At 67.6% G+C, this 25,905-nt stretch carries 25 protein-coding genes; 12 read left to right on the top strand and 13 right to left on the bottom strand.

The window, feature by feature from the left end; all coding sequences use genetic code 11:
* Position 1: 1 nt before the first annotated feature.
* On the top strand, positions 2–709 hold the full coding sequence (locus BJG92_RS05375; protein WP_232082995.1) for a hypothetical protein: 708 nt from the start codon (positions 2–4) through the stop codon (positions 707–709).
* 44 nt (positions 710–753) lie between these two features.
* On the opposite strand, the gene BJG92_RS05370 is transcribed toward BJG92_RS05375, so the two are convergent.
* The 6 genes from BJG92_RS05370 to BJG92_RS05345 all read right to left on the bottom strand — a co-directional run bounded on the left by BJG92_RS05370 (position 754) and on the right by BJG92_RS05345 (position 8,216).
* Entirely contained in the window at positions 754–2,097 is a 1,344-nt protein-coding gene (locus tag BJG92_RS05370; RefSeq protein ID WP_232082994.1) for a phosphoribosyltransferase, read from the bottom strand.
* Positions 2,098–2,195: 98 nt separating this feature from the next.
* Positions 2,196–4,922, bottom strand: a complete 2,727-nt coding sequence (gene mgtA / locus BJG92_RS05365) for a magnesium-translocating P-type ATPase (protein ID WP_232082993.1) — start codon at positions 4,920–4,922, stop codon at positions 2,196–2,198.
* A 149-nt stretch (positions 4,923–5,071) separates the two neighbouring features.
* Positions 5,072–5,743 (bottom strand): triacylglycerol lipase, encoded by a 672-nt coding sequence (locus tag BJG92_RS05360; RefSeq protein WP_232082992.1) that lies wholly within the window; start codon positions 5,741–5,743, stop codon positions 5,072–5,074.
* Positions 5,740–6,546 carry an alpha/beta fold hydrolase gene (locus tag BJG92_RS05355; RefSeq protein ID WP_232082991.1) on the bottom strand — a complete coding sequence of 269 codons (807 nt, stop codon included), beginning with the start codon at positions 6,544–6,546 and terminating at the stop codon, positions 5,740–5,742. Before BJG92_RS05355 ends, BJG92_RS05360 begins: the two co-directional genes overlap by 4 nt.
* Positions 6,547–6,700: 154 nt before the next feature.
* Positions 6,701–7,030 carry a cytoplasmic protein gene (locus BJG92_RS05350; protein ID WP_232082990.1) on the bottom strand — a complete coding sequence of 110 codons (330 nt, stop codon included), beginning with the start codon at positions 7,028–7,030 and terminating at the stop codon, positions 6,701–6,703.
* Between the two features lie 121 nt (positions 7,031–7,151).
* Complete coding sequence (locus BJG92_RS05345) at positions 7,152–8,216, bottom strand: hypothetical protein (RefSeq protein ID WP_232082989.1); 1,065 nt, start codon at positions 8,214–8,216, stop codon at positions 7,152–7,154.
* A 99-nt stretch (positions 8,217–8,315) separates the two neighbouring features.
* On the opposite strand from BJG92_RS05345, the gene BJG92_RS05340 reads away from it, so the two are divergent.
* Positions 8,316–8,756 carry a MarR family winged helix-turn-helix transcriptional regulator gene (locus BJG92_RS05340; protein WP_232082988.1) on the top strand — a complete coding sequence of 147 codons (441 nt, stop codon included), beginning with the start codon at positions 8,316–8,318 and terminating at the stop codon, positions 8,754–8,756.
* 19 nt (positions 8,757–8,775) lie between these two features.
* On the opposite strand, the gene BJG92_RS05335 is transcribed toward BJG92_RS05340, so the two are convergent.
* Positions 8,776–9,213: a VOC family protein gene (locus tag BJG92_RS05335; RefSeq protein ID WP_232082987.1), complete on the bottom strand. Its 438-nt coding sequence runs from the start codon at positions 9,211–9,213 to the stop codon at positions 8,776–8,778.
* On the opposite strand from BJG92_RS05335, the gene BJG92_RS05330 reads away from it, so the two are divergent.
* Complete coding sequence (locus tag BJG92_RS05330) at positions 9,212–9,394, top strand: hypothetical protein (RefSeq protein WP_232082986.1); 183 nt, start codon at positions 9,212–9,214, stop codon at positions 9,392–9,394. The genes BJG92_RS05335 and BJG92_RS05330 overlap by 2 nt on opposite strands.
* A gap of 85 nt (positions 9,395–9,479) precedes the next feature.
* Positions 9,480–9,731, top strand: coding sequence for a DUF2630 family protein (locus BJG92_RS05325; RefSeq protein WP_232082985.1), 252 nt, complete (start codon positions 9,480–9,482; stop codon positions 9,729–9,731).
* On the opposite strand, the gene BJG92_RS05320 is transcribed toward BJG92_RS05325, so the two are convergent.
* Positions 9,728–11,095: an alpha-amylase family glycosyl hydrolase gene (locus BJG92_RS05320; RefSeq protein WP_232082984.1), complete on the bottom strand. Its 1,368-nt coding sequence runs from the start codon at positions 11,093–11,095 to the stop codon at positions 9,728–9,730. The genes BJG92_RS05325 and BJG92_RS05320 overlap by 4 nt on opposite strands.
* A 302-nt stretch (positions 11,096–11,397) precedes the next feature.
* Here BJG92_RS05320 and BJG92_RS05315 point away from each other — a divergent pair, with 302 nt between their 5' ends.
* Positions 11,398–12,591, top strand: coding sequence for a multicopper oxidase domain-containing protein (locus BJG92_RS05315; protein ID WP_232083022.1), 1,194 nt, complete (start codon positions 11,398–11,400; stop codon positions 12,589–12,591).
* A gap of 407 nt (positions 12,592–12,998) precedes the next feature.
* Here BJG92_RS05315 and BJG92_RS05310 read toward each other — a convergent pair whose 3' ends face one another.
* Complete coding sequence (locus tag BJG92_RS05310; RefSeq protein ID WP_232082983.1) at positions 12,999–13,748, bottom strand: GAF and ANTAR domain-containing protein; 750 nt, start codon at positions 13,746–13,748, stop codon at positions 12,999–13,001.
* A 254-nt stretch (positions 13,749–14,002) separates the two neighbouring features.
* On the opposite strand from BJG92_RS05310, the gene BJG92_RS05305 reads away from it, so the two are divergent.
* From BJG92_RS05305 to BJG92_RS05290, 4 genes are all read left to right on the top strand, one after another.
* Positions 14,003–15,442, top strand: coding sequence for a S8 family serine peptidase (locus BJG92_RS05305; protein WP_232082982.1), 1,440 nt, complete (start codon positions 14,003–14,005; stop codon positions 15,440–15,442).
* Positions 15,443–15,555: 113 nt separating this feature from the next.
* Complete coding sequence (locus BJG92_RS05300; RefSeq protein WP_232082981.1) at positions 15,556–17,430, top strand: Na+/H+ antiporter; 1,875 nt, start codon at positions 15,556–15,558, stop codon at positions 17,428–17,430.
* A 35-nt stretch (positions 17,431–17,465) separates the two neighbouring features.
* The gene (locus tag BJG92_RS05295) at positions 17,466–17,783 is read left to right on the top strand and encodes a DUF6221 family protein (protein WP_232082980.1); all 318 of its coding nucleotides are present in this window, start codon (positions 17,466–17,468) and stop codon (positions 17,781–17,783) included.
* A 66-nt stretch (positions 17,784–17,849) separates the two neighbouring features.
* Positions 17,850–18,491 carry an NADPH-dependent F420 reductase gene (locus BJG92_RS05290; protein WP_232082979.1) on the top strand — a complete coding sequence of 214 codons (642 nt, stop codon included), beginning with the start codon at positions 17,850–17,852 and terminating at the stop codon, positions 18,489–18,491.
* A 26-nt stretch (positions 18,492–18,517) separates the two neighbouring features.
* Here the strand turns inward: BJG92_RS05290 and BJG92_RS05285 are convergent, their stop codons facing one another.
* From BJG92_RS05285 to galK, 4 genes are all read right to left on the bottom strand, one after another.
* The gene (locus tag BJG92_RS05285; RefSeq protein WP_232082978.1) at positions 18,518–19,117 is read right to left on the bottom strand and encodes a DUF1992 domain-containing protein; all 600 of its coding nucleotides are present in this window, start codon (positions 19,115–19,117) and stop codon (positions 18,518–18,520) included.
* Positions 19,118–19,192: 75 nt separating this feature from the next.
* Positions 19,193–20,881, bottom strand: coding sequence for a long-chain-fatty-acid--CoA ligase (locus tag BJG92_RS05280; protein ID WP_232082977.1), 1,689 nt, complete (start codon positions 20,879–20,881; stop codon positions 19,193–19,195).
* Positions 20,882–20,954: 73 nt separating this feature from the next.
* Complete coding sequence (locus BJG92_RS05275) at positions 20,955–21,134, bottom strand: hypothetical protein (RefSeq protein WP_232082976.1); 180 nt, start codon at positions 21,132–21,134, stop codon at positions 20,955–20,957.
* A gap of 92 nt (positions 21,135–21,226) precedes the next feature.
* Entirely contained in the window at positions 21,227–22,444 is a 1,218-nt protein-coding gene (galK, locus tag BJG92_RS05270; protein WP_232082975.1) for a galactokinase, read from the bottom strand.
* Between the two features lie 235 nt (positions 22,445–22,679).
* Here galK and BJG92_RS05265 point away from each other — a divergent pair, with 235 nt between their 5' ends.
* The 3 genes from BJG92_RS05265 (at position 22,680) to BJG92_RS05255 (ending at position 25,735) form a co-directional block, all read left to right on the top strand.
* Positions 22,680–23,498 carry a DeoR/GlpR family DNA-binding transcription regulator gene (locus tag BJG92_RS05265; protein ID WP_232082974.1) on the top strand — a complete coding sequence of 273 codons (819 nt, stop codon included), beginning with the start codon at positions 22,680–22,682 and terminating at the stop codon, positions 23,496–23,498.
* A gap of 121 nt (positions 23,499–23,619) precedes the next feature.
* A complete protein-coding gene (locus tag BJG92_RS05260; protein ID WP_232082973.1) occupies positions 23,620–24,153 on the top strand; it encodes a hypothetical protein in 534 nt (177 codons plus the stop codon).
* 58 nt (positions 24,154–24,211) lie between these two features.
* Positions 24,212–25,735: a CYTH and CHAD domain-containing protein gene (locus BJG92_RS05255; RefSeq protein WP_232082972.1), complete on the top strand. Its 1,524-nt coding sequence runs from the start codon at positions 24,212–24,214 to the stop codon at positions 25,733–25,735.
* Positions 25,736–25,905: the final 170 nt, after the last annotated feature.

The raw sequence follows: 25,905 nt of genomic DNA, 5'->3' as shown, positions 1-25,905 counted from the left end.
GGTGGCACAGTTGCGGGCGTCAACCCGGCTGCGCGGCCCCCTGGTGGCCCTGGCCGCGGGAGCGGCGGCGGCCGGCTACGTCCTTGCCGTCCGGCCAAGGCTGCTGACGTGGGGCGCCACAGCCGAGGAGGCCGCCGGGCCGTTGCCCGGAGACGAACTGGTCCGTAGACCGCGCATGCAGAGCACCCGGGCCGTGACCATTGCCGTACCGGCCGATGAGGTCTGGCCCTGGCTGCTGCAGTTGGGAGCCGGACGCGGTGGCATGTACAGCTACGATGCGCTGGAGAACGCCGCGCACCTGGGCATGCGCAGCGCGGACCGGGTCCTCCCGGAATTCCAGCATCTCGGCGTCGGGGACAGCATCCCGCTCGCCCCGGACGTCGGGATTCCGGTCCGGCGCCTGGAGGCCGGCTCAGTGCTGGGCCTCGGCGGCACCATGGATCCGCGCACCGGGAAGATCTCACCGTCAGGCAGGGAACCCGGGGAACCGCGCCTCGAGCTCGGCTGGACGTTTGTGCTCCGGCGGGCGGACACACGAACCACCAGGCTGCTGTCGCGGACCCGCTATGACTTCTCGCCTCCGGCTCTTGGGCTGGTCCTCCGGGCCGTGCTGGAGCCGGTTCAGTTCCTGATGGAGCGGCGCATGCTCTTGGGCCTCAAGTCCAGGGCCGAGGGGTGCACGGCGTCTGATCCCACGCACGGTATCTGATCCCACAGCGGATGGCTCTCATTCCGGGCCGGCTCCCCCTCCTGCTAGCCGCCGGCGGACGGTGACAGGTACCGGACGAACCAGTCCCGCGCGAGGATGGCCGCCGCCGCCAGCGTGCCGGGTTCCTCGAAGAGATGGGTGGCGCCTTGGACCACAGCCAGCTGGCTGGGGCAGCGCATCATGGACTTCGCCTTCCGGTTCAGCTCCAGCACCTCATCATCGAAGCCGCCCACGATCAGAAGGGTCGGTGCCCTGACGGCCGAAAGCCGGGGACCGGCGAGGTCCGGCCGGCCGCCGCGGGACACGACAGCGCCGACCCTGGCGTCGGGCTCGGACGCCGCCCACAGTGCGGCTCCGGCCCCCGTGCTTGCACCGAAATAGCCGGCCGTGCAGCCGGCGGTATCGTCCCTCGTGGCGAGCCAGTCCGTGGCCGAGGATAGCCGGCGGGCCAGCAGCTCGATGTTGAAGACGTTGGCCCGTTGGCGCTCCTCCCCCGGTGTCAGCAGGTCGAGCAACAGCGTGCCCAGGCCCGCCTTCTGGAGCATGCCGGCCACGAAGCGGTTCCGCGGGCTGTGCCGGCTGCTGCCGCTTCCGTGCGCGAACACCACCATTGCTGTAGCCGGAACCGGGAGATGCAGCTGGCCCTGGAGGCGCACTCCGCGCGACGGGATCTCCACTTCCTCATCGAAGTCCGCGGCGGTCTCGGCTCCGGGACTGGCCGCTGCCCGGGAAGCCGGCGGCGAGTCCTGGAGGCGCTTGGCCGCGGCATCGAGCAGCTGAACCACTTCGTCGTCGTCGGTCGGCGAGAAGTCGCGGTAGTGGTAGCCGACGGCGGAAAACTGCCGGGGCGTCGCCAGGCAGACCACTTCATCCGGCTCGGACAGACTGGCCAGCGTCTCGGCCGGGGCTACAGGCACGGCCAGGACCACCCTGGCAGCGCCGAGCTTGCGGGCTATCCGGCAGGCCACGCGCGCTGTGGACCCGGTGGCAATCCCGTCGTCGACGATCACCGCGATGCGTCCCGTGAGATCCTGGCGGGTCCTTCCCTTCCGGAACAGTGTCACCCGGTTTTCCAGCACGGCCCGTTCGTGCCCTTCCACAGTTGCCAGCTCCAGGTCGGACACCCGGGAATGCGCCAGGACATGTTCCTCCAGCACCCGGGTACCGCCCTCCCCGATCGCTCCCATGGCGAGCTCCGGCTGGTAGGGAAGTCCCAGTTTGCGCACCACGATCACGTCCAAGGGTGCGTCCAGCGCTGCGGCCACCTCGAAGGCCACGGGGACGCCACCGCGGGGAAGGCCCAGGACCACGACGTCCTGTCCGCGCAGCTCCGCCAGCCGCCTGCCGAGTTGCCGACCGGCGTCGACCCTGTCTTCGAAGATGCTCATCAGTATGGCTTTCCAGTGGGGGACCTTAGCCGTGGTCCCACCCAGCATGCCCGCACAAGCTGGGGAATTGACCAGGTGGCCGCTTCTCCCACTATGGGTCAGGAGCCCCCTGGATGTGAGGGTCTTTGGGCCCGGGTTCGGCCACGCCGCCGCCCCGGGCCCCGGTTGTGGAGCAAGGGGCCGGCTTTGGCCGTGCTGAACCGCGCGGCCCGGCGCGCGATGCGGTGGGTCTGGCCGCGGCGCCGCACTCCCGCCGGGCGGGGCAGGACGGGCTGCTGCGCGGCGCGGGCGTAGAACCAGAGCTTAGCCATCTCAACCAGCACCAGGTACACCGCTGCCATCCCCAGCAGGGCGAGGAAGAACGGCACGGGCAGAGGATCGAAGCCAAGCACACCGGCCAGCGGGGAGAGCGGAAGGTAGACGCCGAGGGTTACGACGCCCAGGGAGGCGCAGACCAGGCCCACCGAGGGCCGGCTGCGGAAAAAGGGCACCCGCCGGGTCCGGATGACGAAGATAATCAGTGTTTGCGTGACGATGGACTCGATGAACCAGCCGGCCCGGAATTCGCCGGGAACGGCATCGAAGACGAACAGCATCAGGGCGAACGTGGCGAAATCGAACACTGAGCTGATCGGGCCGAAGAGGAACATGAAGCGCCGGATGAAGCCGATGTCCCAGTGCGAGGGCGCCAGGAGTTGTTCCTTATCCACCCGGTCCCCCGGGATGGCGAGCTGGCCGGCGTCGTACAGCAGGTTGTTCAGCAGGATCTGACCCGGCAACATCGGCAGGAAACTCAGCACCACGGAGGCTGTCGCGGCGCTGAACATGTTGCCGAAGTTGCTGGAGGTGCCCATGAGCACGTACTTGATGGTGTTGGCGAAGATCCTCCGGCCTTCCATCACGCCTTCGGCCAGGACGCCGAGGTCCTTGTCCAGCAGCACGACGTCGGCGGCATCCTTGGCGACGTCGGTGGCGCTGTCGACGGAAATGCCGATGTCCGCGGCGTGCAGAGCCAGCGCGTCGTTGACGCCGTCGCCCATGAATCCGACGGACCCTCCGCTCTGCCGCAGCAGCCGGATGATCCGGGCCTTCTGCTCGGGCGAGACGCGGGCGAAGATGCTGGCCTCACGCGCGGCGGCGGCCAGTTCCGGATCGGACATGGCCTCGACTGCGGCGCCGGTCAGTGTTCCGCCGGAGAGGACGCCGAGCTCGTCGCAGACTTTTTCCGCCACCTTCGCGTTGTCACCCGTCGCGATTTTGACCGTGATGCCGAGTTCTGCGAGCCTGTCCAGGGAGTCACGGGCGGTGGCCTTGGGCTGGTCCAGGAAGATCAGGAAGCCGGCGAGGACCAGGTCCTTTTCGTCGGCAGGCCCGATTGCGGTCAGGCCGTCTGCTGCCCTGGTGGCGACGGCAATCACGCGCGAACCGGCGTCGAACTGTTTGTCCAGCACCGCCTGAACGCTGGCCGGCGTGGCTCCGCAGAGGGCCAGGACGTCTTCGGGCGATCCCTTGGTGATCATGCGGGCCGCTCCGCCCCCTTCGCTGACAAGGACGGTGGTCCGGCGCCGCAGATGGTCGAAGTCGATGACGTCGAGCCGCTCATAACGGGCGGGCGCGAAGGCCGCGGCGCCGGCGGCGGCCCACAGCGCGGCGTCCAGCGGATTCAGTCCCACCGGGGACGCCTGGGATTCCGCGTAGTCGGATTCGGTGGCAAGCAGCCCCAGGGTCAGCAGCTCGCCGGCGGAGACGCCGGGGCCGGCCGGCAGGGCGGCGGTGAAGCTGATCCGGCCCTCCGTCAGTGTCCCGGTCTTGTCGGTCACCAGAACGTCCATGTCGCCCAGGTCCTCAATGCAGACCAGCCGTTTGACCAGGACCTTGCGCTTGGCCAGCTGCCGGGTCCCGGTGGCCAGGCTGGTGCTGACGATGGCTGGCAGCAGCTGCGGGGTGATCCCGACGGCGATCGCGAGCGAGAACAGCAGCGACTCGATCACCGGCCTCTGCAGCAGCAGGTTTGCAAGAAAGATCAGCGACGTGAGACCCACCGCCACCTGGAGCAGCAGGTAGGAGAAACGCTGCAGGCCCAGCTGGAATTCGGTCTGGGGCTGACGCTCGCCCAGGCCGAGGGCGATCCGGCCGAATTCGGCCCGCCCTCCGGTGGCGACGACCACCCCGGTGCAGCTGCCGGCCTGGATCACCGTGCCCATGAACAGGCACGATGTCAGGTCCCCCAGCGCCGCGGCACCGGCGACCGGCGCCGGGTCCTTGCCGGCGGGCATCGATTCCCCGGTCAGGATGCTTTCATCGCAGAGCAGGTCCTTCGCCGTCACCAGGCGCAGATCGGCGGGGATGATCGCACCGATCGAGAGATGCACGACGTCGCCAGGCACCAGGGCGGTGACGTCCACTTCCCGGGCGGCCCCGTCGCGGACGACGACGGCGCGGTGCGTGACCCGGGAGTGCAGCGCCTCGGCCGCACGCTCGGCACGGAATTCATTGGTGAAGCCGAGCCCGACGCTGACCAGCAGGATCACGCCGATCACGATCGAGTTGGTGGCATCGCCGAGGAAGAGCGAGAGGCCGGCCGTGATCAGCAACAGGAGGAGGATGGGGCTGCGAAGCTGCCGGCCCAGGACCGTCCAGCCGCTGGCCCGGTGGGTGCGCAACGCGTTCGCCCCCAGTTCAAGGAGTCGCCGGGCTGCCTCTGCACTGCTCAGCCCGTCCATGCCGGAACCGAGCCGGGCCACGACGTCGTCCACGGGCCGGTGGGCGGCGTCCGATATTGTCAGCGGCGGGACAAGTTGCTCCCGCAGATCGAGCTGTGGCATGCAGGGTCCGTTCGAACGTGGCGTTGGGCCAAGGCTACGTCGGAAAGCTGAATACGTCCTTGCATGCACACCAATTCCCGGGTTCCGGGGTTCCGGCGGGCACTTGCCACAGCCTCCCGCCTGCCAGGACCCGCCGCGGATTTCGCCGGTCAGCCTGCCGCCGCGTCCAGGATGATGCGGATGGTGTTCTCATGAGCAAGGATCCGGAAGTGGCCGCCGGTATCGAGCCTGATGTTCCGGGCGCCCGGCAGCACACTGCCCTCGGGGATGTGCGGGTCGAAGAGGCCGTAAACCGAGGTAATGCGCTCGTTGACCCGCTCCTCTCGTGAGAGCTGCAGGGTGACGGCGTTCCGGGGCGAGAAGGCGCGCAGGCTCGGCAGCAACATGAAGGATGCATACCGTGAACCGGAGAACGGCGAGCACACCGCCACCATGCCGGTGATGCGGCGCTCCGGATCGAGGGACATCATCGCGAACTTCCCGATCAGTCCGCCCTTGCTGTGGGCGAGAATCATCACGTCCTTCAGATCCCGCTCGCTGAGGTAGCCGGCGATCAGCCCAGCCGCCTTGGGCACGGAGAGCCGGTTCCGCTGCAGGACGGTCACCACATGCACGGGATGCCCGGCCGCGTGAAGGCGCTGGACCAGCGGCAGCATAAAGCGCCAGTCCTCGTAAATACCCGGAATCACGACGACGGGCCGGCCGGTGCCGCCGAGGAACTCATCGGGCCGGGTCCTGGAGCTGGCGCTGCGCAACTGCCGCCCGACGGCATACAGGTAGTCCTGCACCCACCAGCGTGCGGCTCGGAACGCCCCGCTCATGCCGGGTTTTCCTGCGGGGCATCCCGCGCCCCGGCCCGGAGCCCGGCGAAGACCTCGATGGCCCCGGCCACTTCAGCGGCGCGGTTGTGCTGGACCACATGCCCGGTTCCCTGGATTTCCAGCAGCGTCCCGCCGGGGGCCCGTTCGGCCAGCCTGCCGCACCATTCCGTTGTGGCCACCGGATCGTTGGCGCCGCGTACCACCAGCACGGGCGCCGTGACGCCGTCGATCTTCTGCTCGGTGGGGTAGCCCATCATCACCCGCAGGGTCTTGAGGTACCAGCGCGGGCCACAGCGCAGGTAGTCGGTGAAGACGAGGGCATTCGAGGACGGGCTTTCATAGAACAGGCAGTCGCGGCCGAGCGCCAGGGCCTGCTGCGCCACAGTCCGGCGCTTCGAATCCACCACCGGGCCCATCAGGACCACCTGGGAAATCCGTCCCGGCTGCTGCAGGGCGGCCTCGACGGCGAACTGGGTTCCCATCGAGTGTCCGACGATTGCGAACTCCAGCACGCCGAGCTGTTCCATGGCGCCGAGGATGTAGCTGGCGTGGTCCGCCACCGTGAGCGTCCGCTCCGGCCTGGGCGTGGCCCCGAAACCCGGCAGATCGATCGAGTATGTGTCGGCCGTCTGCGCCAGCAGCCCGTGGAGGCGGCGGAGGTAGCGGTGCGAGGCGCCGATGCCGTGGATCAGCACGAACGCGCGAGCCGGTGAGCTCCCGGCACTGTCGGCCGGGCTGCGGGAAGCGAAGACATGGCCAAGGTGGCCTGCGGCCTCGATGTCGAAGCGCTCGGGCCTGCTCATGGTGTGACTCGTCTCTACTCAGCGCTGCAGTTGTCGGGGCCGCTCGGTTCAGGGCCGCCAGTCAGCGTCTAGTAAGCATACGGACAGACCCGGGCGGATGCGCCGTTCTCGCGGCCTACGCCATTTCGACGGTTACCTGCGGAAACGGCGGGCGCTAACTGTCAGTCGGACCCAGCGGTTCCGGTCCACCGGGCTCGGCCGGGGCGGGTTCCTTGAGTTCCACGAACAGGGTGTGCGTTCCGGTGTCCCCGATGTTCGTCCCGGAATGGTCCTGCGCCGGCAGCCACCGCGCCACGCCGGCGGGAATTTCGACGTCGACGTGATCGCCGTGGCCGGACAGCCGGCGGCGGAAGGAGCTCAGCGTGATCATCACGCTGTCCGGATGGTGATGTTCAACGGTCGTGTCGCCGGGCGCGTCGGTGTACTCCAGCACCCGCACACGTTCGTTCTCGAAGACCGTCCGATATAGCTGGGGGTTGCTCACCACCGGATCCTGACCCATGCGCGAGAGCCTACGCCGCCGCCCCGGATCCCGCCAGAGCCGGTCCCGGGGAAGAAGCAGGCGAAGAAGCAGGCGAAGAAGCCGTGGACCGGCAGGGAACCGCTCAGGCCGCGACGCCCTCTTCTTCCTCGCGCACCGGAACCTGCTCGTTGGCGATCCGGCTGCGCCGCACACTCCACTGGTGCGTCAGCGTGACCAGCAGGCCGCCGACGGCGGCCCACAGCCCCAGCTTGAGTCCGTCAGCCCAGAAGTCCTGCCCCGGGAAGTAGCTGAGGGTCTGTGCGGCATGCAGCCACGCGGAGCCGTTCCAGAAGGTGTTCAGCCCGGCGAAGAACGGCGGCAGCATGGCGGACGTGAAGATGCCGCCGGAACTCGTGAAGTTGAGCATGACGAACAGCATCGTCATCACAGGCGTCGTCCACTGCCGTAACACCGGATGCAGTCCCACCCCGATCAGGATGATGGCCAGATCGTACAGCCAGGCGAGCAGCCAGATGCCCCCCGTGTTGTGGTCAATCACGGAATAGACGGGACCTGCCACCGTCACCCCGATGCCGGCGATGACGGCCGCGCTGGCTACCGAAATTCCGACCCGCCACAGCACCGCAACCCGTGCCGCAACCACCGAAATCGCGATGGCGGACGAGTAGCCGCCCACGCTCAGGGCCACCAAGAGGAAGAACAACCCCTGGGCGGTCGGGTCGTGCTGGCCGGGCGCGACGACGTCCTCAACCTTCAGGGGCAGGTGCTGGCCGTAGGCAATCGGCAGAAAGACCTTCTGGACAATCGACGACGTCGTATCCGAGGCCGCGGACGCCACGTACAGCGTGGCCGCATCCGGGCCCGACTCGTACGCGGCGGCAATCTCCCGCGCCGCGATGAGCTCGCGCGCCGTCCCCGCGTCCGGCACCGTGCGCACGTCCAGCTTGCCCAGCGCCTTGTCATTGATCGCTTGCGCGAACACCCGGCTCTCCGGCGCCTGACCCACCACCGCAATCTGCAGGTGGTCCGGCTCCGGTTGCGCGAAGGCACCCAAATAGGCCAGGCCCATGCCTCCGGCCAGGAAGAAGGGGATGAGCAAATGCAGCCCGAGGGACCTCCAGAACGGCGCGGCGGGCAGCCACGCGCGGCGGCGGGGCCGGCCTGTCAGGGTGGTGGAGTCGGACACAGGAAACCTAACTAAGGGACATGTGTTGCATTATGCAACACTAACCATTGTTGCATAATGCAACTGGTTTCGCATCCCGATTGTGGTTAGCTTTGATCCGTGGAGGACAACGAGCAGCGCACTGGCGGCATCAATGCCGTTTACAGCGAGATGGAAACACTCTCGCGGCGTGCCGTGGCCAGGACGCGACGGATGAGCGCACCACTGTCCTTCGTGGAGCACTCGCTGCTGACGTTCATCGGCACCACTCCCGGCTGCCGGGCTACCGATATTGCCGCGGACTTCCAGCTGAACCGCTCCACGATTTCGCGACAGCTCACCACCCTTGGCGAACTCGGCCTGGTGGAGTACACCCCGCAGGAGAACGACGCCGGACGGGGCCGGGTTCTCCGGCTGACCGAGCGCGGGCGGCAGTTGCGTGAACGCTCCGTGGCAGCGCAGCGCAGCGTGGTGACCTCGCGGCTCAAGGAGTGGAGCGAGGAGGACATCGCAGCCTTCGCCGCCGCCCTTGGCCGCTTCAACGCCGGCCCGGAAGGCTGACGCCCGCGGCCAGGAGTCGTCAGGCCGGGCCGGAGCCCGCGGCCTCGCCAGGTTCGGCGCCAACGTTGACCAGCCAGTCGATGCCGAATTTGTCCTTGCACATGCCGAAGATGTCGCCCCACGGCGACTTCTCCATCGGCACGGACACGGCTCCGCCCTCGGCCAGCTTGTCAAAGTAGCCGCGGAGTTCGGCCTCGTCCGGGCCGTTGAGCGAAACGGAAATGTTGTTACCGGGGCTGTAATCCATGCTGTTGGGTGTGTCCGCGCCCATCAGCACCATGCCCTTGGCCGTGACCAGCTGCGCATGCATGATTTTGTCCTGCTCGGCAGGGTCTTCGCTTGCATGGTATTCCTCGAAAGTGCTCATGGTCAGGTCGCCGCCGAAAACTGTCTGGTAGAAACCCATGGCGTCCTTCGCGTTGTCGCGGAAGCCGAGATAGGGGTTGAGTGTCGTCATGCCGGAACTCCTTGCAGCCTGGTGCGCCGGCCTGTTCGTCAACGGTGGCGACGGCAGCGGCGCACGTGTACAGGGCATATCCTGCCCCAATTCGGACCGGGTTGATAGGTCCCTGGGCAGCCTGTCCCGTGCGTTCGCCTGCTCCGAACTCCTCGGGCAGCTCCGGGACGCGCCACGCTGACAAGCAAGCTGATCACGATGACTCTGGCCCCTGCTCCGCCACCTCGCTACGCTGGCCGAGGGGCTCCCGACGAAAGAAGGCCGTCATGGACGAACAGCACATCCTGAACAAGATCTCTGCGCTGGTGGAGGAGGAACAGGAACTCCGTGAGAAGGCGCCCGCGTCCCCGCCTGACTGGATTCACAGCCCGGAGCACGCGCGGCTGACCAGCATTGAAGGTGAGCTGGACCAGTGCTGGGACCTCCTCAGGCAGCGGCGGGCGAAGAGGCAGTACGGCGAGAACCCGGACGAGGCCGAACCGCGTTCCGTCCGGCAGGTGGAGAACTACGAGAGCTAGCCGCCTGTACCGAAGACGGCCCAGCCTCGGGCCGGAAGAGCGACCGTGTTCCGGCCTGATGGGCGGTGACCGTTGCCCGCGAGGAGTACGGCCGCCGACGCCGGCAGCTCCAGTTCCGTCGCTGCCGGCGAGAGATTGAGGGCCACTGTCACCGATGATCCTTCCCCGGACGCCTGGTAGATGAGGTGGCTGTTGCTCAGCGCCAGCACGTCCGTGCGGGCCGCATGCAGCCAGGCGTGGCGCCGCCGGAGGCCGATCAGCTGCTGGTGGAGTTCATAGAGGTGCCGGCCCACAGCTGAAAGTTCGGACGGATCGGACGGGAAGACGGGCCTGACGGCGTCGTCCCCCCCGGCGCGGTCCTCCTTGATGCCGCGGAAGCCCTGCTCGTCGCCGTAGTAGACCGAAGGCGTGCCGCCCACGGTGAAAAGGACCACGAGCGCGAGCGGAAGCAGCGCGGGATCGGTGAGCCGGCTGGCGATCCGCGTGACGTCGTGGTTGCCGACAAACGTCAGCGGAACGTAGCTGTTCAGGAGTGCATTGTGCCGCTCCAGCGCGGAGGCCAGTTCGTAGAAGTTCCCGTCGTTCAGCGAGCTCCAGGCGGCCTTCCACAACTCGTACTGGGTGGCGGAGTCCAGCGAGCCCGCGGCCACCTCGGCGGCGTAGTCGCCGTGGATGTATTCGCCCACGAAGTAGGCTTCCGGGAAGTCAGCGCGCACGGAAGCCAGCACCCCGGCCCAGAACGACGACGGCACCGCATATGCCGCGTCGAGCCGCCAGCCGTCGGCACCGCGGCCCAGCCAGTGCTTCATGACTCCCGCGACGAAGGCGGCCACGTCGGGGTCGCCGTGGTTGAGCTCCACGAGGTGGTGGTGGCCCTCGAAGTCCGCGTAGCCCGGCTCCTTTCCGGGGGCCCAGCCGGCGGGCCAGTCGAGCACGAACCACGGTGCCGTGGCCGACTCCCGGCCCTGGGCAAGGACGTCCCGGAACGGCTGGAAGGAGCGTCCGACGTGATTGAACACGCCGTCGAGCAGCACCCGCAGACCCCGCGCATGGGCTTCGCGGAGGAAATCGTCAAAATCGGCCTCGTCGCCGAGCCGGGGATCGATCCGGAAGTAGTCCGTAGTGTCGTAGCCATGCGTCTCGGACGCGAAGATGGGGCCCAGGGCGATGCCGGACGCACCGAGTTCCACCGCGTAGTCCAGCCATGGGAGCAGCTGCGGCAGGCGGTGCTGTACGGCCGCACCGTCGGGTAGCGCCGCCTTCTCCGCGCCGGTGAAGCCCAGCGGATAGACGTGCCACCACACGGCGTGCCGGACCCAGCCTGGTTCGGCCGTTGCCGGCTCCGACGTTGCTGGTTCTGTCATGGCGGCACGGACCTTTTTCCTCGAGGGATGAGTTAGCTCCCTATTCTGCCAGCGGTCCGGCCCTGCGGCCCGCCATGGTCGATGGCGGCGGGGGACCTCAGCCGGGTGGCCCTGGCGGCACGCAGGCGGACCGGGCAGGCAAGGAAACTCCAAGTCCCCGGTTCTAGGGTGCGTATGTCGGGTGCCCAGTTTGGCCCCGCCAAATATCGAAAGCGGGGCACCTCATGGGCAGTCATGAACTAACACCATCGCGGCGTGGCCGGGGACCCTTCTACTGGCCCCGGTGGATCCTGTTGCTACTGGTGCTGGGGATCCTCGCGGCGCTGACGCCGGTCTTCCTCTCCGGTGTAGCCACGGCCACGGTTCCCGCCAAGAACCAGTACGTCCCCCAGACCCGGACGTATTTCATCGGCGCGGACGAGGTGGACTGGAACTACGCACCGTCCGGAAAGAACCAGATCACCGGTGAGCCTTTCGACGACGCCGCGGCCGTCTTCACCCAGCAGGGCCCTGACCGGATCGGCAGCACCTATATCAAATCCCTGTACCGGGAGTACACCGACGCCTCCTTCGGAACGCTCAAGCCCCGCTCCGCCGCGGACCAGCACCTCGGAATGCTGGGACCGGTGATCCGCGCGGCCGTCGGCGACACGATCAAGGTGGTGTTCAAGAACAACCTGGACCGCGCAGCCGCCGTCCACGTGCACGGTGTGTTCTACGACAAGCGCAGCGAGGGCGCCCCCTACGACGACGGCACCGGCCCCGCGGACCATGCGGATGATGCCGTCGCCCCGGGGACCGTTTACACGTACAGCTACAAGGTTCCGGACCGGGCCGGTCCGGGCCCCATGGACGGCAGTTCGGTCATGTGGATGTACCACTCCCACACCGATGAGGTCGGCGACGATTACGCCGGGCTGGTGGGTCCGATGGTCATCACGAAGGCCAGCGCCGCCCGTGCGGACGGCACCCCGAACGACGTCGACCGTGAGTTCTTTGTCCAGTTCAAGGTCAGCGATGAAAACGCCAGCCCGTACCTGGAGCGCAACATCGCACGGTTCCCGGGAAATCCCGGCTCCGTCGACCCCGCCAGCGAGGAATTCGGCGAGAGCAACCTGATGCACTCCGTCAACGGGTATGTCTTCGGCAACCTGCCTCTGGACTCCATGACAATGAAGAAGGGTGAACGGGTCCGCTGGTACCTGATGGGCATGGGCACCGAGGTGGATCTGCACACCCCGCACTGGCACGGCAACACAGTGACGGCCCTCGGGATGCGGACCGATGTGGTGAGCCTCCTGCCGGCCACCATGGTGACCGCGGACATGGTCCCCGATGACCCCGGAATCTGGCTGTTCCACTGCCACGTCAACGATCACATCAGTGCCGGCATGCTGGTCCGCTACCGCGTCATCGACGCGGACCATCCCGACGGCGGCAACGGCAACGGCAACGGGAACGGGAACGGGAACGGCAGCCAATCCGGCCATCACTAGGACGCGCCACCCGACAGTGAGGACGACGGCGGCGCCCGGGCCACGCCGTCGTCCTCCCTGGTCAAGCCGGACTGGCGATCCGGCCCGGGCCCCGGCCCAAGGAAATGCCAAGCAAAGATCCTTAGGCTCCCGGGGAGGGCTGTCACCCTTTCCGGCAGTCGAACACAACGAAAGAGGCAGGGAAAATGGGGAATCCGGCATTGTCACCGCGTCAGGTATCGAGGGGACCGTTCTTTTGGCCGCGGCTGATCCTGCTCGCGATCCTCCTGGCGATTATTGCCGCGTGGGCTCCGCTGGTGGCCACCGCGGACTGGTCAGCCCACGGGACCCAGGGATCCGGGCGCGGGCCTGACCCGCTGCAGGGCTCCCCGTCCGGGGAGCTTTAGGCCTCTCCGGGCGTGTTGGCGTCAGCCCTTCTTGGCCATTTCCCCGCTGACGGTCAGTTGTTCCGCGACATCGTGGAGCTTGATGTTCAGCTCCGAACTGGTCCGCGACAGCAGCAGGAACGCCTGCTGCGCGGTGATCTTGAACCGCTCCATGAGGATGCCCTTGGCCTGGCCAATCAGGTCCCGTGTGTCAAGCGCCTGGGTGAGCTGAGTGACCTGTTGGCTGCCGGCCACGGCCACGGCCGCATGGGCAGCTACCAGCGCTCCGATTCGTTCGGATTCTTCATCGAAAGCGCCGGCTTCACTTCCGAAGAGGTTCAGAACGCCCAGGTGGTCGCCGTCAACGAAGAGCTGGAAGGAGAGCATGCTCCGCGCCCCGAGCTCGAACGCGGGCCGGGAAAAGTCGGGCCAGCGCTGGTCGGTGCTGAAGTCCGGGACGCTGACCACCCGTTCCTCGTAGGAGGCGTCCAGGCACGGCCCTTGACCGGTTTCGCTCTGCAGCGCGTCCACCCTGCGGGGCAGGTCGCTGGACGCGGCCCGGGAGACAATCCGGCGCCGGCCCGTGACGAGGCTGATCGAGGCATCGGCGGCATGCGGCACGAGTTCCAGTGCGGCATGGACGATGCCGGCCAGCACTGAATCAGGGTTATTCTCGTGCTGCAGTTCGCGGGCGATATTGCCGAGGCGGATGGCAAGCTCGGCCTCGTCGACCGGGGGTCCTGCCGGCTCTTCTGCCGTCTGCACCCCGGTTGCCGCTGAATTGGAACCCATCCCGGCGCCTCCTTTGCCGCGCAAAAACCCCGCTTCCTCCTTCGAAATATACTCCCGCTGCGCAGTAGACGGCGGCGAACCTCGGACGAAGTTCCCACCCCGCGGTAACCCCTCGTGAACACATCCGTGTCAGCAGCCAACACCTGGTGCGCCGGTCCAAGATTTTCCCAAGGCCCCGTGTGCAAGACGAAGGCGCGGGCCTAAGCTATGTCAGGGGGGCACTCAATAGCGAAGACGCTTAACGGGAGGCCACAATGTCCAGCCACATCCGACGCCAGGCATCACCAGCGCAGCAGGCATCGCTAGCCGCGGCACCGCGCCGGGACCGGGCGGGCGCCGCGCCCCCCAACAACAAACCGTGGTCTCGGAGACTCCTGGGCGCCGTCGCCGCAGTGGCATTGGCCGTCGGCGCCGGATTTGCCGCCGCGGCCCCCGCAGCAGCAGCCGACACGCAACAGAGCTACATCGTGGTGCTGCAGGACGGCGTCGTGGATCCGGCGGCCGCCGCTGCCGCCCAGCAAGGCAGCTACGGCTTCACGGTCTCCACTGTCTACCGGGACGCCGTAAACGGTTACGCCGCGAAAATGACCGCGTCGACGGCGGCACGGCTCGCCACGGATCCGGGCGTCGACTTCATCACGGCGGACCGGACCTTCGCCCAGCCGACGGACCCGGCCGCAGGGCCGCAGGTGCCCCAGCACTGGTGGCAGCGCGTCGGCGGGACCGCGCCGGGCGGGGTCAATAAGGGCGCCAGGAGTCCGGTCGACGTCAACGTGGCGGTCATCGACTCAGGCATCGACAGCACCCATCCGGACCTCAACGTTCGCGGCGGGGTGGACTGCAGCACAGGATCGCCGGTCAAGGTGACGCCTGTGGATCTGGAGGGCCACGGAACGTTCGTAGCGGGCGTAATCGGCGCCAAGGACAACGATTTCGGCGTGATCGGCGCGGCGCCGGGGACGCCGCTGTGGTCGGTGCGCGTTGCCGATGACAACGGCATGATCACGGAGGCCATGCTGATCTGCGCCATCGACTGGGTGACGGCCACCCGCAAGGACAAGGACAAGACCAACGACATCCAGGTGGCCAACATCAGCATCGGCGGTCTCGGCGCCGACACTGCCAATTGCGGCAAGGGCAAGGACCCGATGCACTACGCCATTTGCCGCTCGGTGAAGGCCGGGGTGGTGTATGCCGTTGCCGCCGGCAACTCCAGTGCCGATTTGGCGAATTTCGTTCCGGCGACCTATGACGAAGTGTTGACCGCGACCGCAATGGCGGACTTCGACGGAAAGGCCGGCGGCCTGGGGTCCCCCCTCTGCGGCACCGCAGACTGGTCCCGCCGGGGTTTGGATGACCAGCCGGCTTTGTTCTCGAACTTCGCCACCCAGAGCAAGGACAGGGCCCACACGGTTGCCGGACCCGGGGTCTGCGTAACGTCCACTTCGCCGCTGCCTGCCGCCTATGCGGTGATGGACGGAACCAGCTTCGCCAGTCCCGCGGTGGCCGGATCGGTTGCCCTGTGCATCAGCAGCAGGCAGTGCAAGGGCGCGGGCAAGGACGTGATGGCGCGGTTCCTGGCCCTCACCAAGTCATACAACGAGAACAACCGCGATTTCGGCTTCGCAGGCGACCCGTTCCACCCCATCTCGGGACACTACTACGGCTATTTGACCCAAATCGCCAAGTATTAGCCGCCACGGCAGGCCAGCGGACGACCGCGGGATGTCCCGTCGTCGTCCGGTCTGTGACCGGGACTGCAGCCTCGCCTAGCCGCCTACCGGGCCACACCTGAGAGAATGGCCTGATGGAAGTCGCCCTAGGACTGCTCGTGATCGTGGCGGTGGTCTGCGCGGCCAGTGCACTGGGGCGGAAGATCAACGTCTCCGTCCCCCTGCTGCTGGTCCTGGCCGGGGTCATTGGATCTTTCCTGCCATTCGTTCCCCCGATCGAGCTGAACCCCGAGCTCGTCCTGGTCGGGTTGCTGCCGCCGCTGCTCTACGCCGCAGCGCTGCGGACCTCGCTGTATGACTTCGGATCGAACCGCCGATCCATCGCGCTGCTGTCCGTCGGCTATGTGATCTTCGGGACCGTCGCTGTGGGCTTCGTCGTCTGGTGGCTGTTCCCCGAGATTCCGTTGGCCGCCGCAATTGCCCTCGGCGCCGTCGTAGCGCCTCCCGACGCCGTCGCGGCGACCGCCATCGCGCGCAAGGTGGGGATGCCGCGCAAGATCGTCGCCATTCTTGAAGGCGAGTCCCTGGTCAACGACGCGACGGCGCTGGTCTGCCTCCGCGCGGCTATCGCCGCCATCGCCGGCTCCGTCTCCGCCGCTGAAATCGCCGGCGGATTCCTCCTCGCGGCCGGCGGCGGACTGGCCGTGGGCCTCGCCGCAGCGTACGTCCTCACCCAGCTCCGGCAACGGATCCGCAACGTGTCGATCAACACCGCAACGTCGCTCATGGCCCCGTTTGCCGCCTACCTTCCGGCCGAGGCGATCCACGCCTCCGGCGTCCTCGCCGTCGTCGTGACGGGGCTCGTGATGGGCACCAAGGCGCCGTCAATGCCCAACGGAGCCGCACGGCTAAGCCAGCGCAGCAACTGGAACACCGTGCAGTTCCTGCTGGAGAACTCCGTGTTTCTGCTGATCGGGCTTCAGGTCCGGACAATCATCGAGGGCGTGCAGGACGACTCGCTGGGGGCCGCCAGGATCTGGACCGGCTGCGCCATCATCCTACTGGCGGTGCTGCTGTTCCGGCCGGTCTGGGTGTTCCCCGCAACCTACCTGCCGCGGCTGATCCCGGCCGTCCAGCGGAAGGACCCGGCCCCGCAGTGGCAGTCCGCGGCCATTGTTTCCTGGGCCGGCATGCGCGGCGTCGTGACGCTGGCGGCGGTGCTGGTCCTGCCCTCGGATTTGGAGCACCGCTCCGTGCTGGTCCTGGCGGCTATGGTGGTGGTCGCCGGCACCCTGACGCTGCAGGGCCTGACTCTTCCGGGCCTGGTCCGGCTGCTTGGAGTCCAGGGCCCGGACCCGCGGGAGGATGCCTTGAACCAGGCCTCGCTGATGCAGCTGGCCACGGAGGCGGGAGTGGAGCGGCTGCGTGAACTGCGCGTCGAAAGTGATCCCCCCGAAGTCGTGGCGATGTTGAAGCGCCGCACGCAGGAACGCGGGCTTGCGGCATGGGAACGGCTGGGCCGGCCGACCGCGGAGGCGTCCACGCCGAGCCAGCGCTACGCCCAGCTGCGGCTGGCCATGCTTCAGGCCGAGCGGGCGAAGGTGCTGGAATTGAGGCGCGGCGGCGAGTACGCCCACGAGGTGCTCAGCGAGGTTCTGGATCGGTTGGACGTTGAGGAATCCATGCTCGAGCCTGCCCTGGAGGAACTGGAAGTGGCCGGCGGGGCCGGGGGCGAGGGGCTGGCCCAGCCGGGCGGCGCGTGCGAACATTTGGAGTCCGCGCCCTCCGCAAAGGTCCCGGCCGACGCCTTCTGCGCGGATTGCGCCAACGAAGGCACGACGCCGGTCCACCTGAGGATGTGCCTGACCTGCAGCACGGTGGGTTGCTGTGATTCCTCGCCCGGAACCCACGCGTCCAGGCACTTCGAAGCGACGGGCCACCCCGTCATGCGAAGCATCGAACCCGGGGAGGACTGGCGCTGGTGCTACGAAGACGGCCTGCTGGGCTGATGCCAAGGCAGCCGACCGGCGCGTAATCTCATTCTGTGGACATCGTTGACTTCCTGTCCGAGCGCATCACCGAAGACGAAGCTGCGGCGCGGACCCTCCTCACCGACAGAACCGTTTCCGTGGCGGCCGAATGGTACGAACGCCGCCTGCTGCTCGAATGCGAGGCCAAACGGCGGTTGATTGGCATCGTGGAATCCGCCCGCCAGGCCGCCCTCGCCGCAATGGTCAGCGGGGCGTCCGGGGACGGCCATCTGGTTCCAGCGTCCATCGACTGGATGTCACAGTCGCTGAATGCCCTGGCGCTGCCTTACTTCGAGCACCCGGATTTCAACCAGGACTGGCTGCGGCGGTAAGCCCCGGCCCGGCGCCCGATCGGAGCGCCGCGAAATAACCCGGCCGGGAACGGTGTTGGCAGGGACATGACAACTATCGGAATCATCGGTGCAGGACACATTGGCAGCCAGCTCGCAAGCAAGGCGGTGCAGCTCGGCTACGACGTCGTGATCAGCAATTCCCGCGGGCCGGAATCCCTCGCGGAACTGGCGGCGGAACTGGGCCCGAAGGCCCGCGCCGCGACGCCGGCCGAGGCAGCAGCGGCAGGCGAGTTCGTCGTCGTGACCGTACCGCTCAAGAACATTGGCGACATCCCCGTGGAGCCGCTCGCCGGCAAGATCGTCGTCGATACGAACAACTACTACTGGGAACGGGACGGCCGCATCCCGGCGCTGGACAACGGCGAGGCCACCACCTCCGGGATGCTGCAGGAGCACCTGCCCGCGTCCAAGGTGGCCAAAGCCTTTAACCACATCATGTCCACCCAGATCGCCACCGACGGGACGCCGGCCGGCACGCCCGACCGCCGGGCGCTGGCCACCGCCAGCGACTACCCGGAGGCCGCGGAGCTGGTGGAGCGGCTCTATGACGAGTTCGGCTTCGATACCGTCAATATCGGCCCCCTGTCCGAAAGCTGGCGTGTCGAGCGTGACCGTCCCGCCTACGGCGCCCGGCAGAATGCGGCGGAGCTCGAGGACAACCTGGCCCGGGCCCCGCGCACCATCTAAACACCGCACCTGGCGAGCAGGCCAGGTTACGGGGTCGCGGGCCAGATCCGCCGCCACCACGGGCGCTCCTGCTCCGGCTCGGGCGCGGGCAGGGCGGCGGCGGCCGCTTTCCTGCGTTCGAGCCACCGCTGGACCTCGGCGTCGGGGTCGCGGGTCTTCGTGACCACGGGCGGGCCGCCCTGGAGCTGCCGGCGCGCGTCAACCACGCGCGCATTGAAGTCCGCCACGAGTTCACGGACCTGTTTTTCGGAGTACTGGGCATCTAGGAGGGCATCCAACCCGGCGTCTTCGGTGCGGATCAGGATGGCTTTGGGGCCCAGGCCGGTGAGGTTCTCCCGCTCCAGGAGCCCCTTCACCCACCAGTCCGGATCGTACGCCTCCCCCAGCCCGGGGATCGGTTTGCCCGCATACTTGAGGTTGTCGAACTTCCCCTGCGCCATGGCGTCGCGGATGAGGTAATCGGCCTTGGCGGCGTCGCCCACGTTGGCGCGTTTCTGCCGGAGTTCCTCCTCAGCCGCCGTGAGCTCGGCATCCTCCCGGGCGGAACTGCCGCTGGCCCGGACCGCACGCAGCTCGGCCGCCCGCTCCACCCGGCGCCTGAACGCCGATCCTCCCCCGCCAGCCATCGGCCACCTTCCTCTCCCGCCGGGATGTGGGTCTAAATTCCAGTATGCACCGCTCCCGGCGGGGCTCAACGGGGCTCAAAGCGCCGGCAGGACCTGTTCCTTGACCTGCTTGCGGAGGATCTTGCCGAGCATCGAACGCGGCATGTCCGGGATGGCGACTATCCGCTTGGGGACCTTGTAACCGGCCAGGTGCTCGCGGCAGTGCTCGCGCAGGGCGGCCTCGTCCAGGGCGCTTCCGGGTTCCAGCTCCACGGCGGCGACCACCATCTCGCCACCACGTTCAAGCGGCTTGCCCACGACGGCGGCGTCCCTGACGTCGGCATGCAGGCGCAGCACCGTCTCCACCTCGGTGGGCGCTACGTTGAAACCGCCCGTGATGATGAGTTCCTTGGCGCGGTCCACGATCGTGGTGAACCCGTCGCCGTCCACGGTGACGACGTCGCCGGTGCGCAGCCAGCCGTCGGTGGTGAGTACCTTTGCGGTTTCCTCCGGGTTGTTCCAGTAGCCCTGGAATACCTGCGGGCCTTTAATCAACAGCTCCCCCGGGTGGCCCTGCGGCACCTCGACGCCGGGGTCGTCCAGGTCCGCGACCTTCATGAGGGTCGAGGGGAACGGAACGCCGATCGTGCCGTTGCGGCGCGTGGGATGGAACGGGTTGCCCAGCGCTACGGGAGAGGACTCGGTCATGCCGTAGCCCTCCACCAGCAGCCCGCCGGAGACCGATTCCCACAGCTCCACCACATGGTCCGGCAGGTTCATGGCGCCGGAAATGCAGTATTTGCAGGACCGCAGCGAGATGCCCTTCTCCTTCGCGGCCATGGCGGTGCGCTCGTAGATCGGCGGGACCGCGCAGTAAACAGTGGCGGGCGACTTCTTCATCGCCGTGAGGATCAGGTCCGGGTCGAACTTGGGGAAGAGCACCAGCAGGCCCTGTTTCCGGATTCCGTAGGTGAGGTAGAGCGTCATCCCGAACGCGTGGAACATCGGCAGGATCGCGTAAAAGATCTCCTTCCGGTACTCCGCGCCATGCATCCAGGCCTCGCCCTGCAGGGCATTGGAATAGAGATTGAAGTGGGTCAGCATGGCGCCCTTGGGCACGCCGGTGGTGCCCGAGGTGTATTGAATGGCGGCGAGATCGTCCACCGCGGGCCGCGGGTGTTCGGCGTCGATGGGGCCGTGGCTGAGCAGATCCTTCCACGGGATGGTCCCCGGCGCGGGGCCGCTCAGGGCCTCGCGGGATTCGCGCAGTTTCTTCACCGGCAGGTGCAGGGCCAGGCGCTTGACGGCGGGGAACGCCTCGAGGAGGTTCACCGAGACCACGTGGTCGATCTCGATGTCGGACGGGAAATCCCGGACGGCGGCCGCCGCCTTGTCCCAGACAATCGCGATCCGGGCCTGATGGTTCTCGAACTGGTGGCGGAGTTCCCGGGGCGTGTACAGCGGGTTGTGTTCGACGACGACGGCGCCCAGGCGCAGCACCGCGTAGAAGGCGACGACGTGCTGCGGGCAGTTGGGCAGGATCAGGGCCACCCGGTCCCCTGCCCGCACGCCGAGGCGGCGCAGGCCCTCCGCGGCCCGGTCGATCTGCCCGCCAAGCTCCGTGTAGGTGGTCCGGCGGCCGAAGAACTCCAGCGCGGGGGCGCTCCCGGCCTCGGCCACGGACCGTTCCAGCATTGCGACTAGCGATTCCGTGGGCAGTTGAATCTGGGCCGGGACGCCCGGCTGGTAGTTCTTCACCCAGGGCTGCTGGTCAGTTGTCTCCATGCTCCTATCCTGCCGTGAACCTCCACCTAACGTCGAATAGCGGAAGCCTTCGGTCCCGAACGCACGCACAAGGTCATTCGTCGCCGTCGTCCTGCGCTTCGAGGTACTTCGCCATCGCCTCGCAGGCCTGGTTCCACCGCGCGGTCAGGGCGTGCCGACTCAAGGGATCGAACATGCCGTTGAGGACGTTCTCGATTGCATCGTATGCGGCGTCCCGAACCCGTTCCTGCGCCGCCGGACTGTAGTAGTTCATGACAGGAATTCGTCGCGGGTACATCCAAGGATGGCGGCACGTGCTCATGAATGAACCAGCGATCCAGAGTGTGCGGCCGGCACCCTGAATGCTCAGAGGATGCGTTCGGCTCCCGCCGCCGGCGTGACGGTAAAGATGTCCGGCGCGGTATGTCCTGCGTCCGCGAAAGCGCGGACGACGGCGTCGCGGACCTGCTGCTCGTGCTGCACGGGGGTGAGGGCGATGGCCGAGCCGCCGAAGCCGCCGCCGGTCATGCGGGCGCCGATCGCGCCGTTGCCGCGGGCCGTGTCCACGGCGAGGTCCAGTTCCGGGCAGGAAATCTCGAAATCATCCCGCATGGATGCGTGGCTGGCATCGAGCAGACCCCCGATATGCGCCGGACCCTGGCTGCGGAGCATATCGACGGTCTGCAGCACACGCTCGTTTTCGGTGACGACGTGGCGGACCCGCCGGAAGGTCACGGGGTCGAGCAGTTCCCTCGCCTTCTCGAGTTCCCCGATGGCGACGTCCCGCAGGGCTTTCACCCCAAGGGTTTCGGCTCCCAGTTCGCAGGACGCTCGGCGGGAGGCGTACCCGCCGTCGGCGTGCGAATGGGAGACCTTCGTGTCGATCACCAGCAGGACGAGTCCGGCCTCTTGCGCCGCGAACGGGACCAGCTGCACGGTCTGGTCCCGGCAGTCGAGGAAGACGGCGTGTCCGAGGGCGCCACGCAGCGACGCCGACTGGTCCATGATGCCGGTCGGCGCGCCGACGAAGGCGTTTTCCGCGTGCTGGGTCAGCCGGACCATCTCCTCGGCCGTCAGTCCCGCACCGGTGAGATCGTTCAACGCCGTGATGACGGCGCATTCGATCGCGTGTGAAGAGGAGAGTCCCGCGCCCAGCGGAACGTCGGAGTCGAGCAGCAGATCGAAGCCGGGGACCTGGATGCCGTGCTGTTGCAGGGCCCAGACAACGCCGAGGGGATATTTGGCCCAGCTTTTGACGGCGCCAGGCGTCAGCTTGGCGGCATCGGCCAGGACCAGGACCTGGCCGCCGGAAGTGGACAGCAGCCGCACCGTGGTGTCTTCGCGAAGGGCGCCCTGGTGAGGGGAGCCTTTCTGGAGGGTGTCGCCGCGGAGCCGGACGGCGGTCCTGGCGCGCTTGTCGATGGCGAAGGGCAACACGAAGCCCTCGTTGTAGTCGGTGTGCTCGCCAATCAGGTTGACCCGGCCGGGCGCGGCCCACACGCCATGCGGAGGGGCCCCGAAGGTGGCCTCAAAACGGGCGGCCAAACCGCCGGCCTGGGCGTCAATGCGAGGGGTGGTGTTCATGCGGGGGCGCCTTCCGGGATCGGGGCAGTTCAGGACTTGCTCCCGGGCTCGGCAAGCCCGTGATGAGCGTCATAGTCTCAGTTTTACATCAGATAACATATTCAAACAATAGTGAACATAAAGCATCACGCCTTTTCTGGTGCCGCCCGGCGGCCCCGCCGAAGAATAGGATGTGCAGGAGGCAGCCGTCGCGGACCTCCGCTTCACTCATACAGCCAGCCCCGAAGGACAAGAGATGCTAGCCGCAGCCCGCCACTCAGCCATCATCGCTGAGGTCCAGCGCGAACGGATTGTCCGCGTGACGGACCTCGCCCGGCTGCTGGGCGTGTCCCTCATGACCGTGCGCCGGGACATCGAGGCCCTCGACGCCGCGGGGGCCCTGGAAAAGATCCACGGCGGCGCAAAACTCCCAGGCGGGGCCAGCACTCACGAACCCGGCTTCGAACTCAAGGCCACCCAGCTGCAGGCCGAAAAAACCGCCATCGCCCGCGAGGCCGCCACCCAGGTCCGCGAGGGTATGGCCGTAGGGCTGAGCGCCGGCACCACCACGTGGGCACTGGCCCAACTCCTCGCCGCCGGACCCCGAATCACCGTGGTCACCAATTCCGTGCGCATCGCCGATGCCTTCCACCAAAGCACCTCCCCCTCCACCGTGATCCTCACCGGCGGCGAGCGCACCCCCTCCGACGCCCTCGTCGGCCCCCTGGCCACCGCCGCACTCAAACAACTCCACCTCGACGTGCTCTTCCTCGGCGTCCACGGCGTCGACGCCGACGCCGGCTTCACCACCCCCAACGTCCTCGAAGCCGAAACGGACCGGGCCTTCGTCGCCGCAGCCCGCCGCGTCGTGGTGCTCGCCGACCACACCAAGTGGGGGACCCTGGGCATCAGCACCATCGCCGCCCTCGAGGACGCCGACGAACTCATCAGCGACGGCCGGCTTCCCGGCGAAGCCCGCCGTATCCTCAGCGAACGCGTCGGCCGCCTCCGCCTCGCCAGCACCCGCACAGCGGCCAGCGAGGCCAAAGCCAGTCCGGCCAGCGGCGCGGAGTAGGAGCGTCGGCGTCGGCGTCTGAGTCGGCGGGCATTTTGGGATGGGCTCTTCCCAACTGTGGTCCCCAACCCTCAGGCTATTAGCCATCACCATGCTCTGACCGCAGGGAGGCGTTCCCCCGATGACAGCGACCGAACCGACCGTGCCGAGCGGGCCGCGGGCCCCGACGTCCCGCCAGCGCGCGGAGAGCCTCAAAGAGCGCGTCTACATCACCTTCACGAGCCTGGCTGTGGTCCTGGCCCTTCAGTCTCATGCCGGCGAGACGACGCCCGCTGCCGCGGCGGCAACCCTAAGCATCGTGGTTGTCGGTTCCCTGCTGGGGATCTTCGTCGCGGATCTGCTGAGCCATCTGACCGTTCACGCGACGCCCCCAACCCGCGAAGAACTGCATCACATGATCACCGTCAGCGCCGAGGCCCTCGGCGTCCTCGTGACTCCGCTCCTACTCCTCACGGCGGCCGGCCTCGGTCTCTGGACGACGGCCGTGGCACTTAGCTGGGCGATCGTCGTACTTGTCGTCACGCTCGTCGTCATCGGCTACCTTGCGATCCGGAACCTCAAGCTCCCGTTCCGGCACAAAGCCGTTATCGTGCTCGCCGAAGTGTTCTTGAGCCTCCTGGTCATCGGGCTTGAGCTGCTGGCCCACAATCTCTGACCGCCCCTTAGGGTCTTTTGGCGCGGGCGACGACGGGCGCACCCCGCTACGATTGAGCATGGCACCTTCTGACAAGCTGGAAGTGGAACGAAAATACACCCCCCGGGAGTCCGACGGGCTGCCATCACTGACGTCGCTGCCGGGCGTGGACCGCGTGGGGACACCCGAGTTGCAGCATCTCGATGCGGTCTACTTCGACACCCAAGACCTCGCACTGGCCGCGCGCCGGATCACGCTGCGCCGGCGCACCGGCGGCGCGGATGCCGGATGGCATTTGAAGCTGCCGGTCGCTGCGGGCGAACGACGCGAAATCACGGAGCCGCTGGGCGGCGATCCGGAATCCGTGCCCGCGCCGCTGCTGCAGCTGGTCCGCGTGCACACCAGGGACCACAAACTGCTGCCACTGGCACGGCTGAAAACTCACCGGACGGTCCTGCCGCTGCAGTCCTCCGACGGAACTGTCCTAGCCGAGTTCAGTGACGACCACGTGGACGCGCAGCTCCTACCGGCCCCGGACGGATCGACGAAATGGCGGGAATGGGAAATCGAACTGGTAAACGCTCCCCGGCAGCTCCTCAAGGATGCAGATGCTCTGTTTGCCGCGGCCCGAGTCCCGGCCGCGCTTACGACGTCGAAGCTCGCCCGCGCGCTTGGCTCCAAATATCCGGCGGATCCGGCCCCGGTTCCCAAGCCAAGCCGGAACGCCCCGGCATCGGCCGTCCTGCTGTCCTACCTGCACCAGCAGGTGGAGGCCCTGAAAACCCAGGATCCCGGGGTTCGCACGGATGCGCCTGACGCCGTTCATCAGCTGCGCGTCGCCGCCCGACGGTTGCGGTCGGCGCTTGCCACCTTCGGCAAACTTACGGATTCCGGAACCGCTAAGCCGCTCCGGGCCGAACTCAAATGGCTTGCCAGTACCGTCGGGCAGGCACGGGACGCCGAGGTCATGCGTGCGAGGCTGCGGGAAATGATCGACGCCGAACCGCCCGAACTGCTACTTGGTCCCGTTGCGCAGCAGATCGAGGAACACCTCGGCGCTATCCATCACGACGCCCGCGCCGCCGGCCTGGCGGCGCTGGACAGCGACCGCTACTTCCGGCTCCTCGATTCGCTCGATGCGTTCCTCGAATCACCTCCCCTGTCCGGTGCGTCGCAGGAGAACGCATTCGGAACGGTGGGCCCGCTCGTCTCCACGCAACGTAAGCGCCTTAAGAAATCAGTACGGGCCGCTTTCGATGAGGAAACCGGACAGATCCCGGAGGATGCGCCCCTTCATGAGATCCGTAAGAGCGCCAAACGGCTCCGCTACGCCGCCGAGGCCGTGACGCCGGTTTTCGGTAAACAGGCAACCACGCTGGCCCGCGCCGCGGAGGGCATCCAGGAAGTTCTCGGAGACCACCAGGACAGCGTGGTTACCCGCGAAACCCTAGAGGAACTCGCCGCCCAGGCCCCGGCTTCCGGCGGCAACGGATTCACGTACGGCCGCCTGCACGCGCTGGAACAACGACGGGGCGACGACGCCCGCGACCGGTTCATCCGCGAGTGGAGGAAGTCCCCGCCAAAGCCCCTGCACCGCGACTAGCCATGGAGCTGACCGCAGCCGTGTTCATTGGGGCCGCACTGTTCACGTGGGCGCTGGTGTCGGCGCGGCTGCGCCGGAAGCGATTGGGCCAGGAAACGTCAGCCAATTCCCCAGCAGGTTGACTACGCCACCGCAATGAAGAACCGCCTCACCCGGACTTCGCGCCCTCC

The organism is Arthrobacter sp. SO5 (assembly GCF_020532805.1).
Lineage (GTDB): Bacteria > Actinomycetota > Actinomycetes > Actinomycetales > Micrococcaceae > Arthrobacter.
The sequence above is the reverse complement of the archived record's forward strand: the minus strand, read 5'-3'. Positions and strand labels throughout refer to the sequence as shown.